This window comes from Alkalibacterium pelagium, from assembly GCF_900109325.1.
GTDB classification, from domain to species: Bacteria; Bacillota; Bacilli; order Lactobacillales; family Carnobacteriaceae_A; genus Alkalibacterium; species Alkalibacterium pelagium.
This window is the reverse complement of the sequence record NZ_FNZU01000022.1, coordinates 1-17,506: the sequence shown is the minus strand read 5'-3', so window position 1 is coordinate 17,506 and position 17,506 is coordinate 1. Positions and strand designations below refer to the sequence as shown.

General features: G+C 41.2%; 17 protein-coding genes. 7 read left to right on the top strand and 10 right to left on the bottom strand.

The genetic code is table 11. The features are described from left to right. A partial coding sequence (locus BMX79_RS12070) for a transposase (protein WP_143059455.1) occupies window positions 1–171 on the top strand: 171 nt, incomplete at its 5' end. Window positions 172–290: 119 nt separating this feature from the next. Here BMX79_RS12070 and BMX79_RS12065 read toward each other — a convergent pair. Then, window positions 291–1,292, bottom strand: a complete 1,002-nt coding sequence (locus BMX79_RS12065; protein ID WP_170231055.1) for an acyltransferase — start codon at window positions 1,290–1,292, stop codon at window positions 291–293. A gap of 684 nt (window positions 1,293–1,976) precedes the next feature. Between BMX79_RS12065 and BMX79_RS12060 the strand changes: the two genes are divergently transcribed. The 3 genes from BMX79_RS12060 (at window position 1,977) to BMX79_RS12050 (ending at window position 4,600) form a co-directional block, all read left to right on the top strand. After that, on the top strand, window positions 1,977–2,609 hold the full coding sequence (locus BMX79_RS12060; RefSeq protein ID WP_091483041.1) for a YczE/YyaS/YitT family protein: 633 nt from the start codon (window positions 1,977–1,979) through the stop codon (window positions 2,607–2,609). 147 nt (window positions 2,610–2,756) lie between these two features. Then, window positions 2,757–3,482 carry a potassium channel family protein gene (locus tag BMX79_RS12055; RefSeq protein ID WP_091483039.1) on the top strand — a complete coding sequence of 242 codons (726 nt, stop codon included), beginning with the start codon at window positions 2,757–2,759 and terminating at the stop codon, window positions 3,480–3,482. Between the two features lie 758 nt (window positions 3,483–4,240). Beyond that, on the top strand, window positions 4,241–4,600 hold the full coding sequence (locus BMX79_RS12050) for a DUF2512 family protein (protein ID WP_091483037.1): 360 nt from the start codon (window positions 4,241–4,243) through the stop codon (window positions 4,598–4,600). Between the two features lie 127 nt (window positions 4,601–4,727). Here the strand turns inward: BMX79_RS12050 and BMX79_RS12045 are convergent, their stop codons facing one another. The 6 genes from BMX79_RS12045 to BMX79_RS12020 all read right to left on the bottom strand — a co-directional run bounded on the left by BMX79_RS12045 (window position 4,728) and on the right by BMX79_RS12020 (window position 11,848). Continuing rightward, window positions 4,728–6,485 carry an ABC transporter ATP-binding protein gene (locus tag BMX79_RS12045; protein ID WP_091483035.1) on the bottom strand — a complete coding sequence of 586 codons (1,758 nt, stop codon included), beginning with the start codon at window positions 6,483–6,485 and terminating at the stop codon, window positions 4,728–4,730. After that, window positions 6,485–8,269: an ABC transporter ATP-binding protein gene (locus tag BMX79_RS12040; RefSeq protein WP_170231056.1), complete on the bottom strand. Its 1,785-nt coding sequence runs from the start codon at window positions 8,267–8,269 to the stop codon at window positions 6,485–6,487. Before BMX79_RS12040 ends, BMX79_RS12045 begins: the two co-directional genes overlap by 1 nt. 434 nt (window positions 8,270–8,703) lie before the next feature. Next, the gene (locus BMX79_RS12035; RefSeq protein WP_091483030.1) at window positions 8,704–9,027 is read right to left on the bottom strand and encodes a PTS lactose/cellobiose transporter subunit IIA; all 324 of its coding nucleotides are present in this window, start codon (window positions 9,025–9,027) and stop codon (window positions 8,704–8,706) included. A 30-nt stretch (window positions 9,028–9,057) separates the two neighbouring features. Then, entirely contained in the window at window positions 9,058–9,375 is a 318-nt protein-coding gene (locus tag BMX79_RS12030) for a PTS sugar transporter subunit IIB (protein ID WP_091483028.1), read from the bottom strand. A 580-nt stretch (window positions 9,376–9,955) separates the two neighbouring features. After that, window positions 9,956–10,933, bottom strand: a complete 978-nt coding sequence (locus tag BMX79_RS12025; RefSeq protein ID WP_091483026.1) for a Gfo/Idh/MocA family protein — start codon at window positions 10,931–10,933, stop codon at window positions 9,956–9,958. A 72-nt stretch (window positions 10,934–11,005) separates the two neighbouring features. Continuing rightward, a complete protein-coding gene (locus BMX79_RS12020; RefSeq protein ID WP_091483024.1) occupies window positions 11,006–11,848 on the bottom strand; it encodes a metallophosphoesterase in 843 nt (280 codons plus the stop codon). 138 nt (window positions 11,849–11,986) lie between these two features. Here BMX79_RS12020 and BMX79_RS12015 point away from each other — a divergent pair, with 138 nt between their 5' ends. Then, entirely contained in the window at window positions 11,987–12,208 is a 222-nt protein-coding gene (locus BMX79_RS12015) for a hypothetical protein (protein ID WP_091483022.1), read from the top strand. A 25-nt stretch (window positions 12,209–12,233) separates the two neighbouring features. Next, window positions 12,234–12,458: a hypothetical protein gene (locus tag BMX79_RS12010; RefSeq protein WP_091483020.1), complete on the top strand. Its 225-nt coding sequence runs from the start codon at window positions 12,234–12,236 to the stop codon at window positions 12,456–12,458. 642 nt (window positions 12,459–13,100) lie between these two features. Here the strand turns inward: BMX79_RS12010 and BMX79_RS12005 are convergent. From BMX79_RS12005 to BMX79_RS11995, 3 genes are all read right to left on the bottom strand, one after another. Then, window positions 13,101–13,367: a hypothetical protein gene (locus BMX79_RS12005; protein WP_091483018.1), complete on the bottom strand. Its 267-nt coding sequence runs from the start codon at window positions 13,365–13,367 to the stop codon at window positions 13,101–13,103. Between the two features lie 210 nt (window positions 13,368–13,577). Further along, window positions 13,578–15,044 (bottom strand): DUF1538 domain-containing protein, encoded by a 1,467-nt coding sequence (locus BMX79_RS12000; RefSeq protein ID WP_091483016.1) that lies wholly within the window; start codon window positions 15,042–15,044, stop codon window positions 13,578–13,580. A 28-nt stretch (window positions 15,045–15,072) separates the two neighbouring features. Continuing rightward, a complete protein-coding gene (locus BMX79_RS11995) occupies window positions 15,073–15,783 on the bottom strand; it encodes a P-II family nitrogen regulator (RefSeq protein WP_091483014.1) in 711 nt (236 codons plus the stop codon). A 247-nt stretch (window positions 15,784–16,030) separates the two neighbouring features. Here BMX79_RS11995 and BMX79_RS11990 point away from each other — a divergent pair, with 247 nt between their 5' ends. Beyond that, window positions 16,031–17,359, top strand: coding sequence for a sodium-dependent transporter (locus tag BMX79_RS11990; RefSeq protein ID WP_091483012.1), 1,329 nt, complete (start codon window positions 16,031–16,033; stop codon window positions 17,357–17,359). Window positions 17,360–17,506 lie beyond the last annotated feature (147 nt).

Sequence of the window (17,506 nt, the reverse complement as noted above, 5' to 3'; positions counted from 1 at the left end):
AATGGAAAAATAGAAGGAATCAATAATAAGATCAAGGTTCTTAATCGTGTGGCCTACGGCTACAGGAACTTTGCCAACTACAAGAATAGAATTATCATTCACTTTTCTTTAAAATCAGAAGCATCTCAACGTAAACATGCACAAAAACAAGTGTATAGCATGGTGGCCTAAGCCACCATGCTATACACCTTATATAAACTCTCTGACATTTACTTATTATTCTTTACCAACGTTATTTGACTTAGAACCTAAAAAAGCCTGCGACGAATAAACTCCCTTGCTAATTAAAATTACGGAAGAATAAATTTAACGATTGGTATAGATTTTATGAGCTTCGACAATAAAAAACTAATGGTAAAGGTCAAGATTGTTAAAAGTATCACAGATATTGAAGGTGATAATATAAACGAGTCAATGCCCCTTCTGCTTAACCAGATCATTACTAGACTATGAATAACATATATTCCTAAACTATTATTACCAATCTCTTTTTCAAAAACACCAGATGTTCCCTTAACGTTGCTTTTTATGAAAATGAAAACTAAAACCGAAGTCAATATTACGTTAGGTGAAAGATTGTTGTAAAAGTAAAGATTATTTTCACCACCGGAATTAGATAGAAAAAATGTTCCTACTACAGTAATAGTATTTAATAAAAGCAAAAGCGGTCCTAGTTTTGTATTTTTAATTTGATATTCTGAGATTCTAAGATAATATCCCAAAATGAAATATCCAATGTATCCATTTACAAAAGTAAGATTAAATGCAATGTTTAAATTATAAAAGTGATTAAAAAAACCGCTTCCTACAGTGGTAGCAAACCATAGTATTAAATAAAGATTTAACTCTTCATATTTTGCATTCTTAACAAATACCCTTAAAAAAGGGGTTACTAGGTATAACCCAATTATAGTATAGAAAAACCAAAGTCTTCCGTAAATGTCACCAGAGATAATCGATCTCACCAAAATGTTAAGCGTAAACGATTGAGGGTAATCAATATTTCTATGAACAAAGTATATTACACTCCAAACGACAAACGCAAACATCAAAGGACTCAGTCTTTTCATGTAAAAGTTTTTTAATCCAACATCTTTCTTCTCAAGTAGCAATGCTCCACTAACCATAAATAGCAGAGGTACGCTTATTCTGAAAAGAGAATCAAATACATTACCAACCCACCAGATATGGGACCCAACTATCGACTTATCAATTAAAGGTGCTGAGGAATGAATCACCACAACTCCTATGATGCCGATAGTTTTTAATACGTCTAAATATTTCAATCTCACAAATAATTCTCCTATGTATTCATAATATTATATTTATTATATAGTACAGATAAGACAAAAGTAATGTTATTAATGAATTTTATTTATTTTATAATATGCTGTGGTATTTAAACCCTAGATTAACTAATCTAAATAATTTGATGGAGTATCGTATGAATTAATTAAACCAGATAATCTTTGGTTTATCATAGTAATGATCCTATTCTATTTAAAAAACAAATTGTAAAGTATACAAACAATCTTACCTAACTAGTTTTGAACAATTTTAGACACTCAGCTGATTGACAGAGGGGGAACAAATTCGTGACAAGGCTATTTTACTATATTAGTGTCGTTACAATCGTATCCATTACGTGAGATGAAGAAATTATTTACATCATAAAGCGATTATATTTTTATAGAATCTAAATACTTGTTCAAATAACATCTCAGCTTCTCTACGGCCGTCTATTATTGTGCACTTGATCAAATAGTTTTTTCATCCCCGAAGTACACTCTATTCTAGAAACCCTATTTTCTTCTATATATAATACCCGACATTTTTATGATTCACCTACTCCCTCAGATGAGAAATCAGTCATAAATCGGAACTAACTCAATGAGAGTTTACTTTACAGAATTGACTTTCATCCATTCAGGTCGTATGATGAAAAATGGACATTATTTAGGAAAAAGAGGGTTTATATGAAAAAAATCAAATTGACTTATTCACTTATCGGCACGTTTTTCATCAGTTTCGCGGTATCGTTTTTCCGTCTGGCTGATCTGGGTACTGACCCATATACAACATTCAACTTAGGAGCGAGCGGCTTTCTTGATATGGGCTTCGGCTTATTCATCATGATCTCCAGTCTGATCGCACTCATTCTGATTTTCTTTGATAACCGTGCACTCATCGGTATTGGGACACTTCTTAACATCTTTATTGTCGGAAACTTTTCAGACCTGACGCTTTCGCTCTATAATTCTTACTTCTCAGAGCCTGAAGGTCTGCTTATTCGCATCATTTTCTCATTACTTGGCCTGTTCTTCATTTCAAGCGGTGTAGCCTTATATACTGAGGCAAAAGAAGGTGTGGCTCCCTATGATGCATTCCCGATCATTCTGACAGAAAAGGCAAATGGCAGATGGACTTACCGGACATCACGTGTCATCATAGATGTTTCCTTCTCGATTATTGGCTATCTTCTAGGTGCTACACTTGGATTCAATACAATTATAACTGCATTCTTTATCGGACCGTTCATCCAGTTCTTCCGTAAGATTTTTGAAAAAGATCTGCAGACTCGAGCACTCCGTTATACTTCAGAAAAATAACTCAGCATGCTGCACTGAACTTCAGGGTTCGGTGCTTTTTTGTACCCTCAAGTCGATTAATAAGTCAGAGGCTTTACATCCACCAGAAAACACCCTACTATTAGGTTAACTACTTGCCTTAAGTCAGGCAGTTTACAGGAGGTTACTATGCGCTCGTTTCGTTTGTACAATCTGACTATGATGGCTCTATCTATTGCGTCCATCTTTCTGATCATCCTCGATCTGCTTTCTGTCATTTCAATTGCTGACCAGCCATACTTTTCAATTGATTTGAGTTTCGTTTTTATTTTTGCGATTGATTATATCTATCGGCTGATTCTATCTCAAGATAAGAAGGAGTTTGCGGTGCATCATGTCTTTGATCTGCTGTCGATCATTCCGTTTGTCTCAATCTTCAGACTGTTCCGTCTTTCCAGAATCTTCAGGATCCTGCGTTTCACTCATCTCATTCGGCTGTCCCGCTTCACTCGCCTGTTCAGTCTGAAAGTCCGGTCCCAGCGGGAGATCAAATCGATCCTGCATACAAATGGCCTTATCTATGCGTTGTATACAAGCGTCCTGCTTATTCTTTTTGGAGCGGTCGTTTTTTCTGTATCTGAGAATGTCGCCTTTTCGGAATCAGTGTGGTGGGCCCTTGTCACGGCTTCTACTGTGGGACACGGAGAGATCTATCCGGTTACTCTGACTGGTCGTATCGCTGCTACCATTCTAATGTTTCTCGGACTGGCCATGATTGGCGTGCTGACCAGTTCCCTGACGACTTATTTTAACCGGTCCAAGTCAAAAGAAGCCGAAAAAATCAGTTCACTGGAAAACAAAATCGATCAGCTGATCAACAAAGTCTCTGAACTGGAAGACAAACTCCCTGAATAATGAAGGAAAGACAAGTCTGTCTTTCTCTATATGATCGTTATAAGCTGTGGAACTGCGTACGCAGTTCTGCCTTTTTATTTCTTGGTTTTCTTTTTCTTAAAAAGATTCTGTTTCTATATTACTTCTTATGGGCTTATGTACAATGCCTCTCTCGTTCTACTTTATTTGGTCTTTATTGTTCTAATGTACAGCTAGGAGTATTTCTAGCTGTACATTATTATGGATTTTTCTCTTGAACTGTAGTTAACGGTATTCTAGCTTAATCTTGACGTTAGTTGTTATGATGAACTGTAACTATAAGCCTTTTAACGGAAGCATTTTACTTTTTATCTTGATGAACTACAGCTAGAAGTCCCTTAGCGGTAGCTTATTCATGTTTTATCCGATGAACTATAACTAGAAGCCTTCTAACAGCAGTTTGTATCTATTTAATTGAGCTGATCTATAACTAGATCTCTTTTAGTTATAGTTCCATCCCTAATTCTTCAGATAAACTACAGCTAGACCTCTCTTTCCTGCACAAAAAAACAACCTGCCATATTCGGGATACGCATCCTCTAAACAGGCAGATTGTATCTAAATTATATTAAGCATACTAACTATCCTGCATCTGTTTTAAGCTCTCTTATCAATTCCCCATTCATCAAAAAAGGTTTTCTATGTTCATTTTTAAGCTCTCTTTTTTCCAGGGACCTAAACTATGGTATACTTATTTCTGTACACTTCATGCATGAAATTTATAAAAAGGAGGAAAAGAATTGAAACATATTAAAGCGTTCAGCTTAAAGCTGGTTGCACTGCTTGTACTCAGTTTTATCATTTTAAATATTATTTTCGAAATGCCCGGTGACAGTGTCTTTGCCATTGCTCTTATCACTGCTATACTTATATACATTTTAGGCGATCTGGTCATTTTGAAAAACAGCGGAAACATGGTGGCGACATTTGTCGATGCGGGGGCTGCTTTTGTTATTTCTGTGGCCTACCTGACTGCCATGACTGATGGAGAAGCTATTGTTGCGAGTTTTGTCTTTGCCTTGGGAGTTGCTCTATTTGAAACCTTTTTCCACAATTGGCTGCTCAAGGACCAGTCCGGAAGTTCGCGTTCACCATACTAATTTTTAAAGTTGACTATACGAAAAGAAGTCATCGTCCCGAGTTATTCGAGATGATGACTTCTTTTTGTATACAGGTCATTTACTTTGTCAACTTAAGGACTTGCATTCCCTTTTTATCTTCTTATTCTTACGACGCAAGGGCCTGACCTTTTTTCTGCATTTCGTACATTTCTGCATAGGCACCGTTCAAGCTCAGAAGGCTGTCGTGCGTGCCGCGTTCTTTAATGACTCCCTGATCGAGCACCAGGATCTGGTCTGCATGCTGAATCGTTGACAGACGGTGGGCAATGATAAAGGTCGTCCGTCCTTTTTTCAGAACGTTCATCGCATGCTGAATAATTTCTTCTGTTTCAGTATCGATTGAAGACGTTGCTTCATCTAGAATCAGAATTTTAGGGTCGAAAGCCAGTGCGCGGGCAAATGAAATCAGCTGACGCTGACCTGAGCTTAAGGTGCTTCCCTTTTCCACAACCGGTTCGTCGATCCCTTTTTCGAATTTGTCCAGCAGATCCTGTCCGCCGACATCCAGGAGAGCCTTTATCGCGGTTTCTTTTGAGATACTAGGATTGTCCATCGTGATGTTTGAGTAGATCGTCCCAGTAAAAAGGAACGGATCCTGCAGGACGATTCCCATATCTTCCCGGACAGACTGTCTGGAAAACTCTTTTGTGTTCTGACCGTCGACCGTGATTTCCCCGGTCTGCGGATCATAGAATCTAAAGAGCAGGTTCATGATCGAACTTTTACCTGATCCAGTATGTCCGACAAGTGCGACTGTCTGACCCGGTTCAGCTGTAAAGTGAATGTCTTTCAGAACGTCTTTTTCTTCCGTATAGCCGAATGTCACATGGTTGAACGCCACGCGTCCTTCTGTCACTTCCATCGCTGCTTCCGGGTTGTCTTCTGGTTTCATGTCCATCATTTCAAATACCCGGTCTCCCGCTGCAATTGCCTGCTGAACGAAGGCCATCTGCTGGATGATTCCTTTGATCGGTTCATACAGACGGCTGACATAATCTCCGAACAGATACAGCATACCGACTGAAACTCCCAGCACACCATTAATGTATTGGGTACTGAAGTAGACCATCAGCAGCAATAGTGACAGTCGGCGAAGGAAGTCGGCAAATGTCCACTGGAAGGCTGAGTCGAGAATGACGTATTTCCGCATGACTTCGTACCACTTGCCATTGATGTCTTCGAATTCTTCCTGGATGCGTTCTTCCTGCTCGAAAGCCTGGATGATCTGCATGCCCTGAATCGATTCATTCAGTTTCCCGTTGATGTCCGAATTCAGATCCCGTTCTTTACGGTGAAAGACTCTGGCGTATTTCGTGTAGTACTTATTCCATAAAAACATGATAGGAATGAGGACTAATAGCGTCAGAGCCAGTCCCTGATGGAAAAAGGCGATCGCTACGAATGCCCCGACAACGTAAAACACATTGATCAGGATCTGCCCGACTGTTGCAACATAAAACTGCTGGCGTAGACTTTCGGTATCGTTAGTGATACGGGCAACGATCTTACCGGCTGGCTGATTGTCAAAATAATTGATCGGCAGCTCCTGCACACACGTGTACAGCTGGTCTCTCAGGATCTTAATGATCCCATTTGCTGCGCGCATACGGTAGATCGCTGAAATGTATCGGGTGATGACCGTTGAAACCATCAATCCGAAATAGATCACGATCAGTCGGATCAGCACATCTGTAAATTCCTCATTTCCAGCAGCAGCAGGTATGATAACCTGGTCGATGATACGTTGTGCAATGATCGGTGCTCCGAGGTCAGTAACCATCGAAAGCATGACTAGTCCAATCCCGATCGTGAAGTAAAGCTTGTAGTATTTCATATAAGAAACTAACCGTTTAACTGTCTTCATTAGTCATCCCTCCTCTTATATGGATCTGGTGATGACAGAGGTTCATTTTCTGTGATTTCTTTGATTTCCTGTTTTGTAAATTGATCATAGTACCAGCCTCGTCTGTCGATCAGCTCATCATGAGTTCCGCGCTCCACAATCGTTCCGTTGTCCAGAACGATGATTTCGTCAGCCTCTTTAACTGCGGACAAGCGGTGAGTAGAAATGATTGTCGTCTTCCCTGCTCTGACCTGTTGAATATTGTGAATGATGGTCTGTTCTGTCTTGGCATCCACAGCAGATAAGGAGTCGTCCAGAATCAGTATATCCGGATCCTTGATCAGTGCTCGTGCAATGGAGATTCTCTGTTTCTGACCTCCGGAGATCGAGACGCCTTTCTCACCGATCATGGTGTCCAGTCCTCTATTCATATTTTTCAGGTCTTCTTCAAAGGAAGCCATGCGGATACTTTCTAAGATATCCTCATCTGTTGCATCTTTTTTACCGAAGGCAATGTTGTCCCTTACGGAGCGGCTGAACAGGACATGATCCTGTGGCACATATCCGATTAGTCGTCTGAGAGATGGATCGTTATATTCTGAGTAAGCCGAACTGCCCATGTTAAACGTTCCCGAACCAAGCGGGAACTGATTGAGCAGCTGTCTGATGAGAGTCGTTTTTCCTGATCCAGTCTTTCCGACGATTCCGAGCGTCTTGCCTTTCTTTAAGTCCAGTCTGATTTTATCCAGATTAATTGTTTCGCTTGAACTGTATCTGAAGGTGAACTCGTCAAATTCAAAGTCATCCACTTGTTCTGCTTCGATCGTTCCTTTGAAATTCAGTTCATCTGTTGCGTATCTGATTTCATCGACACGTCTCATGGACGCACTGCCCTGACGCAGGATGAGCACCAGTTCAGATACCGATATAATCGGCCAGATCATCATGCCCAGATACATCTGGAATGCGACGATATCTCCTACACTCAAGGTGCCTTGAGCTACGAGAATTGCTCCATAACTCAACGCAATCATGATGCTGAGCCCTTCAAATGCCTTGACCGTTGGTGCAAAAATCGCTGCAATTTCAGATACTTTATTATTCTTCTTGAGCAGCCCGCTCGTCTGATCCTTGAATTTATCGATAAAATCGGCTTCTTTGACATAAGCACGAATCACGCGCATGCCGTCGATCATCTCAAGCACATCGTCATTGACAGAAGAGAATGATTTCTGCGCAATTTCATAGGCTTCATCAACTTGAGCTCCTTTGACTTTTATGACATAAGCCATTGGCAGCATAGGAATAACTGCTGCAAAAGTCAGCCCCCAGTGGACGGTCAGTCCCATCATGATTACCAAAGTGGCTGTAAATCCTGTGGCACTCATCAGGACAAGCATCCCGTAACCAGCCGTATCTGCCAGAGCACGTATATCCTGAGTCCCACGAGCCATCAGGTCTCCTGTACGGAATTTTTCAAAATACGGTGCTCGCATTCTTAAGAAATGGCGCATCAGTTTACTGCGCATCTCCTTCTGAAGCTTATAAGCACCGGCGAACAACCCATAGCCCCATAGAAAATCAAGACCATAGGTGATTATGACCAGGCCTGCGAACTGAAGGCTATACGTTCTGAGCACAGCGGCATTCATCTCGCCCGTGACGATTGCATCAATAAATCGTCCGATGATAAATGGAATAATGACAGCAAATATATTGGAGACGGCCAGAGCGATAAAGGAGCCGAGGTATTGCCATTTGTTTTCTTTAAAATAAAATTTCAGTTTTACCAGTACGTCAAACATCTTATCTTTCCTTTCTTTCCAAAAAAATAGACAGTCCATCCCCTTAAGAGAATAGACTGTCCGAATAGTTTTCTGGTTGATTACACGAAAAAAAACAAGGGATTCATTCTATTATGAAATAAGGAGGCGTCAGCCGACCCGTCACAGGATCCAGCTGTGTGCAAAAAGTAGTTTTTATTTTATCGTTTCGGTTTACTGATGTTTTCATCTTGCACGTCCTCCTCTCCTGTTTTTATTAAATCTCTCTCATCGCTTTCAACTATACACTGAAACGTTTCCATTTACAACATAAATATGACGATTTTAGCAGAAAAATAAAAATAAAGAAGCTGTTGCTTAAGAATAGGCTTTATACCAGCTATTCTCAAGCAGCAGCTTCTATATAAATTTAATGAAAGTAACTTATGACACACTAAAAGTGCTGTCATTCAAGTTTATTTCTCAATCCTTCGGTACATGTCGATCATTTCTTCAGCGAGGTCTCGGTAAGTCATAGCATTCATTAATGTATCCTGTGCATGTACCATCAGCAGGTTCAATTCTACAGAATTTCCCGCTGCTTCCTGCGTCAGCAGATCGGTCTGAACTTGATGGGCTTCAGTAATGGATGAATCTGCTCCTTTCAGTTTCTCCTGTGCTAGATCAAACTGACTCTTCTTGGCGGCATGGATTGCTTCCATAGAGCTGCTTCTGGCATCTCCCCCGTGCATGATCAGTGCCATGATCACTTCCATTAACTCTCTGTTTTCTTCACTCATGACTGCTCCCTCCCAGGTCATTCTGGATCGTTAATCCATCAGTTCCAGCGCACGGTCAAGAACTTTTTCCCCATTCATCATACCGTAATCTTGCATGTTGATGACATCTATGGCAATGCCCTGTTCATTAGCCTTTTCCTCAAATTTATCTTTCATGTAACGGACTTGAGGCCCAAGCATCATGACGTCGATAGCTTGAGTTTCCATCTTGGAATCAGCTTCATTTGCAGACACAGCAAAGATCTCCACTTCAAGACCTCTGTCTTCCGCGGATTTCTGCATTTTAGATACCAGCATGCTTGTGCTCATTCCAGCAGCACATACCAGCATAATTTCTTTTTTTGCCATTCCGTTTCCTCCTATAATTCCTATTTATTGGATCTTATCTATTTATATATAAATCCTTACTTTAATCATACACCTCAGAAAAAATCTTGTCCACTTTCCCCCTCTTGAAAGAGGGATATTCCTTTATTGACTGCCTCATTAAAGGATGATTGATGGAGTGAGTGTGACTTCTAATATATCTTTTTGAAAGGGGATTAGTTTACTGAGTCTTTCGCTTCTGAACTGCATTATTGACAACTGATAATGTAGTTCAGAAGCTTATGACTTCCACGAACTTTACTCTCTGTGTTACTAGTGCAGTTCATGTCGTTTCTTGACTAATTAACTTAACTTTAATAGTCGGATAGTTAAGTTCACCAGCTGGTTTAATGTTGAACTACATTCTTCTTATTTCGAGTATTATTTTTCCATACTAGACTTTACTCACATCATAAGAGTACGTCTAGTCAAAAAAGACACCCAGAAACAAGTTTTCCTGCCTCTAGGTGTCTTCATCACTGTTCTGTTTAATTAAATCGTGATCCCAGTTGACCCGGATCTGTCATATCAGAATTGCTTTAGCTATAATGATTAGAGTCTCTTAGTTTCTTATCTCATCGAGAACAGCATGCACTTGTCTGGTCAGCGCCCACCACTCGTCAACTCGGTTTCTGCTGCTTTCACTGTCATAGTCGGACATAACTTCTGCAAAAGCCATTGCTTCCCACATCAGAGGATTCTTAGACGGCTCGTCAAGCTTGATCGAGCTTGTTTCTCTAGTTCGTGCATCGACCACTTCAGCTGAAGCCAGGCCAGTAATGGCATCCAGGACTAGCGTGTCATCTGCTGTGTATACCTCAGACTGCTGCATTGACGTATTGATTTTTCCATAATTCAAGGTGACATCAAATCCATCATATCTCAAAATGGCTGTTCCTTTTCCATCAACACCTGTTCTGATCGGTTGGGCAAATGCTTCGACCGATTTCGGCTGACCGAACCACTTGAGTGCTGCGTAGATGACATAGATTCCCAGATCATTAGCTGCTCCTCCAGCAAACTTAGGTGAAAAAATTGCCGGTTCTTCGCCATTGAGTACTTGATCATATCGGGATGAATACTTGCTGTAGGTCAATGAAGCCCCGTATATATCAGGCTTCTTACTAATCAGCTCTGTCACTTTAAGAAAATTCGGTTCAAATATATGTCTGGCTGCCTCAACGACCAGCTTGTTCTGCTGTCTGGACAAATCTGTCAGTTCATCCCACTGCTCTGCAGACGTAACAACTGGTTTCTCAACGATGGCATGCTTGTTGTGCATAAGCACAGCTTTTGCCTGGTCAAAGTGCAGACTGTTTGGAGATGCAATATAAATCACATCAATCTCAGGATCGCTGAGAAACGCTTCGAAATCTGAGTAAGCCTTCCTGCCTTCATGAACTTTCCTGAAATCATCGGCTTTATCCTGAGTACGAGAGTAAACTGCTTCTAACGTATACTTCTGACTTTTTACTGCCGCTTCAATAAACTGCTCAGTGATTCCGCTCGTTCCAATCGTTCCTAATCTTAACTTATCCATGTCTCATCGATCCCCTTCTGATTGTGTGCTCTGTTCCTCTTCAGTATATCACGTGTGTGCTGGACATGCCTTCTATTGAAGTGTGATCACAACAATTTCCGGACGATTGTTGATTCTTAGTGGAAACGATGAGTTGCCAAGTCCTCTTGAAATAATCAGTCGTCTGGATCGATGTTCTTCTGAACTGAAGATACCATAGTCATATTTCGGGAAAAATCCCTGTCCGGGTGCATAGAAGCCACCTAAGTAAGGAATACGAGCCTGTCCTGAATGGGTATGTCCACTCAATACTAAGGCTGGCGCTTTTGTCTGATCATACATATACTGCTCAAAATGTTCCGGTCTATGTGCCAGAAGCACTTTCGGAAGCCGCTCCATTTCTGGTGTCAGTTCGATGGATTTAAGCATCGGTTTGGGCAGATTGATCTGGTCCTCACGTTCAGCAAGCCCCATGATGACCAGTTTCTCTTCCTCGTCGACAGTCACCGCCTCAGCTTCGTCCAGAAGTAAGTGAACGTCTGCTGCAGACAGTATCGATGTGAATTCGGAAAAGGTCCCACTTGCAATATCATGATTTCCAGTCACCGCATAAGTAGGAGCAATGTTCGTACATAATTCGACAAAGCGTCTGAGCGGAGTATCAGCCAGGCTGGACAATCCTGCCTGTACGAGGTCCCCGGTTAGGACGATGAAATCCGGTTCTGCTTCCTCAGTTTTCTGAATGATCGTTTCGATGTAACTTTTATTTGATCGTGGGGTCAAATGCAGATCGGTCAAATGAACGATTCTTTTCCCCTTCATCTGATCATCAAGTTTAGGTACAGTCACTGAGTACTGCGTTGTTTCTATCAGATAGTTCTGAGTATATAAGTAAATAACTAGTGCAATGATTAAAGCCAGTAATATCCACACCATGATTCGTTCCTCCTGCAGCTGTTTGCTGTCGTTATAAAAATACTAGCTATATTGTATCATATAATGCATCTTGAAAGCGTTATTTATTTATCTATGATAAACTATGGATAACAAATCGTGAGAAATCAAGGAGGGGTTATGTTGGAAAACGATCCGACTTTGCACCAGGATCAGCAGAATCAGGCTGATCATTTTTTAAAAACTAAAGCGACTGAAAGTGGGAATGAATTTATTAAACGTGACCCCGTGAGTGACGACCGGAAACTCTCTGAAGAAGAAAAAGCTCAGATGACCAGACCGGAAGATTTCGAAAAGTTCAATCTGGATGATCTGGACCAATTGAATGATTCAAACGATTAAATAAAAACACATAAGGAGTGGAATTATGCCGAATATGGACGAAAACCAGCAGAACAAAGCTTATCCGTTTGCCGATCATCCAAAAGACAAGAATGAATTCATCAATGCGGATGAAACTAGAGATGATTCACCGGATAATAAAAATGAGGCGGATAAGGCCCAGGACACGACCGAAGAGGATTTTGAATCGTTCGATGTCGATAAGGCTGATGACCTCGAACGCTCCAAGAATGAACAGAATAAAGACTGATTTGTTTTAGACCTACTGTAATAATTAGACTTAACACTTAAACTAGAAGAGAAAACACCTCCGAACCCAGATACTTTTGGGAGCTCGGAGGTGTTTTTCGTTGTCTGAATCATGCTTAACTGACTTATGAATTTGGATATTCGAGGATTAATTAACAGAATAGGCTTTGTGAATGGGTCATATAATCTTTTATGGTCTATTCGAGAGCTATTCCTTTTGGCGAATGGGTCATATATTTGGATATGGACTATTCACGATTTGATTTATTGTTCCAATGGGTCAAATATCCGTTTATGGTACATTCGACCAGGAAATACCTCTAAATACAAGGACTATTTTCTGGCTTCCTGGGGTTTTTGCGCGAAATTTTTTATCGGGCGTCGGAAATTAGAGGAAGTTACGGAATCAATGCCTCATATTTCCGAGTTATGAGGTATTGACGAGGTTTAGCGTAAGCTTAATATCTCATAAACTAAAGATATGAAGGGTTCGCACCCATTCTGCAGTGGCAAATGCCTCATATCCACGAGTTATGAGGCGTTCACCATAAATTAAGAGACTGCATTCACTTTTAAGGCATACAAAAAAAGCTGGGCCACCTTCCTTAACAAAGGAAAATACCCAGCTTTAGTCGGCCTTTATTTAATTTTTATAGTAACGTAAGTTTTCGAATGAAATGGAACGGATCATTTTACGTTCAGCAATGTCTTCTTCCATAAGTGAGACACTAGCTGCGTTCATTTCGAACAAGTCGTCCCATCCCATATGGTATCTGCTCAAAATGGTATCTAACGGACAATCCAATTCTCCGTCCGCATTTTCGATCAGTTCATTTTCTCTAATGAGCAGTTCCTTCGATTCGGTCGGCGTGTCTATTACATAAATAAAGCGTCTTTTCAATTGGTTCATCTCATCCCAACTCTCCGTTTAGAACCTAGTAATCAGCGGGGCAGCTATTAAGCTGCTTCCGACTTAACATACACTGATTATACAAGAGAAGTGAATAAATGTCTGTGTCTAAATTAAGTCAATACAATGCATTATTTTAGCCATATTTATGCCATATTTGCGACATATAATCCGTTTTATGATGCGATATGCATGCACAAAACTATTCAGTTAATTTTTTTGTAATGCATAAATCAGACCGAACAGCTGGATCGTTATGATGGGCATCAGAGCAACAAGAGCGATCATTCCAAAGCCGTCGACAAGGACTGATGCACTAGGCATTCCTTCAGCCGCTCCTTGTATGAAAGCCAGGATAAAGGTACCCGTCATGGGACCTGAAGCTACTCCTCCAGCGTCAAAAGCCATCGTCACTAAGGTACCTGGAACAAAGAAACTTAACATAATAGCCAGCGCGTATCCCGGCAGAAGAATATGCCACAATTCCAGATTGTAACTGACTACTCTTATACCTGCAATTAGTGTCGCAGACCCTACGCCTAGAGCTAGTGCTGACAAGACGAATGCCGGTTTCAAAGCCCCTGCAGTTACTCGTTCGATCTGCGACGTCAGAACACTGACGGCGGGTTCAGCTAGAATTGTAACCATGCCCAGTCCAAACGACAGGATAAAGAACCATACGAAGCGTTCTGACTGGATCAGTTCATATCCAATGATGCTTCCTATAGACATGAATCCGAAATTGACCCCTGTCAGAAACAGGATCAGTCCAATGATGACATAGACCATTCCTATAAATATGCGGTTGACTCTTTTTTTAGGCAGCCGTAGAAATGTGATCTGATAAATGAAAAACAGGATGGCGATCGGAAGGATAGATATCAGCACGTCCCCCGCCTGATCAGTTCCTATTGATGTGAAAGCAGAAAACATAGACTGATCGAAGCCGAACTGGATTGGCAGGTCTCCCGTCAGTGACTCAGTCGGGTTGATCAGGTTGGAAATCATGACGGCCAGAATAGCTCCGACCGAGGCAATGGCTACTAGTCCAAAACTGTCTTCTCCTGACCGGACGCTGTTCTTTTTAAGAGAAGAAATCCCGACAGATAGTGCAAGCAGAAATGGAACCGTGATTGAACCTGTTGTCGCACCAGAAGCATCAAAAGCTACAGAAAGAAATTCACTTGACGTGAAAAATGACAGGAGCAGAACAAGGGCGTATGCCGAAACAATGATTTTAAAGAAAGATAAGCTGTAAACAATTCTCAGCAGCCCTACGACTACCATAATTGCAATACCTATCGAAACGGTCAGGATCAGCTGAAAACTGTCGATCGTTCCACTTGTGACAATACTGATCTGATTTCCTAGTACCGTCAAACTAGGTTCAGCTGCCGATATTATAAAACCGATCAGGAAACCCACAGTAACCAAGACATAGATTCGGTTGGATTTCGCTACTCCTTTTCCTATGTATTCTCCAATAGGCGTTATAGCAATATCAACACCGACCAGAAACAGACTAAGGCCGATTACGATAGCTAGAGTGCCAAGAAAAAAGGCGATTAACAGACTTGAAGAAAACGGCACAAGGAAAAAATGAATCAGCAGAACAAAGAGAAAGATAGGGGCAACTGAACGTGTCACTTCGAGCATTTTTTCAATCAGTATAGGCATGTCAGATTATTCCCCTTTCCTTCATATTTTAAATAACCCCTATCGTTTCACTTAGATCCGCTACAAATAGAATACCGGAGTTTGGTTTATCCAGTCCTAGAACCTTATTGATTTCTGTAGTAATAGCCTTGGTCTGATCTCTGGATGAAATGATCAGTACCATATCTTTTTCAGGCTCAATTTCCATATTGAATACTTTCTTTGTCTCGTACCCTCCTGCGCCATGTGCCTGAATCACTGTACCGCCCTGGGCACCTGCTGTCTGAGCTGCCTCCATCACAATTTCAGATTGACCTTCTTTTACAATTACAACAATCGCCTGAAACATGTTATCCTGCTCCTTCGTATTTATTCCTTCATTTTTCCCCTGATTCCATTGCTGGTCAAAACCTTGACTGTCAGATGGATCGATTTGTTCAGATTGATCAGCCGCCTGTTGTTTGACAAGGCCCATTGCACCTGCAAGTGGGAGTCTGAAGCAGATCCCTTTATTTTTTCTTGTCATCCCCATAGTGTCTGCTATATGCATCATTGCTGTCTGAGCTGTCGATCCGTCAGAGATAAATACAGCTATTTCTTTTCGGACTTTATCCAGACCCAGTTTATTCAATACTCTGCCTTGTACTGTTCCTTCACCTCTGATGACCGTTCCACCATTAACTCCTTTTTTGGCTGCCATTTTCAGACAGGTATCTCCCTGTCCTCTTTTGACAATGCAGCCTACTAATTCTACTTGCATAGTTGTTCACCTCTTTTTTTATAAGCTTCTCTTCCAGTATAGCCAATTTCGTAAGCATCTTCCACTTTATCAGATTGATACATTAATAAGGACATGATCAATTCATTTATCTTTTATAAATATTTCTTTGATTTCAGTAAATTAAGGGTTGTAAATAGGATGAAAGTAGAATAAAATGAGAAACAACAAATTAATTCTCATTATATTTTAATTTGGGTATAGCATTCAAAAAAGGAGAGAAAGTATTATGGAACAGAAAAGAGAGCAATGGGGGTCACGGTGGGGGTTCATCCTTGCTGCGATGGGGTCTGCAGTAGGATTAGGAAATATCTGGCGATTTTCGTACGCTATGGGAGATGGCGGAGGATCAGCTTTCCTTATTATTTATCTGCTTAGTGTCCTGCTCATCGGTTTCCCGGTCATGCTCATTGAGTTTTCAATTGGTCGCCGAGCCCAGACTGATGCAGTAGATGCATTCAAGAAAATTGCACCAAAAACTGGTTGGGTCGTAGCTGGCGGAATGGGTGTATTAGCTGCATTTCTAATCTTATCATTTTATGGAGTCATTGGCGGATGGTCACTCAGATACACAATGGCTTATGTGACTGGCGGAATAACTGGCGATTCCAGTGAATTCTTCGGTGGATTCATTAGCTCTGCGGTATCACCGGTATTATGGCAGTTCCTGTTCATGGCTATCACAATTGCTATCGTCTACCTTGGTGTACAGAAAGGTATCGAGTTGTCCAGCAAATGGATGATGCCTATTTTAAGCATTTTACTCGTATTACTGGCTGTCTACAGTTTAACATTAGGTGGCGCTCAAGAAGCTTTTGCTTTTATGTTCCAGCCTGACTGGGAAGCCTTTACTGATCCAAGCGTCTATATTTCAGCTATGGGGCAAGCATTCTTTACACTAAGTCTGGGAATGGGTGCTATGCTGACATATGCCAGTTACCTTGATCCTAGCGCACGACTGACTTCTTCTGCAGCTATTATCATTGGTCTTGATACTTTATTTGCTCTAGTAGCCGGTCTAGTTATTTTCCCGGCACTATTCGCATTCGGACTGGATCCTGCAGAAGGTCCTGGACTGGTCTTCGTAGTCCTGCCGAATATTTTTGAAGCTTTAGGTGGTGTGGGTGCCCTCGTTGGGTTTGCATTCTTCCTATTACTGTCAATGGCTGCAATATCTTCTGCTATTTCACTACTGGAGGTCGCTGTTGCCTACTTCATCCGCAAGCTGAATATGTCTCGTAAGAAAGTGACACTGATTGTGGGACTGATTATTTTCCTTCTCGGGGTACCGTCTTCATTAAGTCAGGGGGCCGTTGAAATTACGATATTCGGTGCTTCCTTCCTGGACTTCATGGATGCATTCACAGGCAACTTGCTGCTGCCTCTTGGTGGTCTGATCATGGTGCTGTTTGTCGGATGGACCTGGACGAAAAAGGAAGTTCTGCATCATGGGGACATCGAAGACAATGCATTTGGTCCAGCTTACCTGCTGACAGCTAAATTCGTTGCTCCGATAGCAATCCTCTTCGTTCTGATTATCGGTCTGATCAACTGGTAATGGACATTCACCATTAACTGCAATATAAAACAGCCCGGCTTGTGAGTATATACTGAACTGACCCCTGTCAAGTAGACAGTAAAAAAAATAAAAATTCTTATGCTGCAGCCTGATACCGATATTCCATTGGTGTTAGGCTGTTTCGTG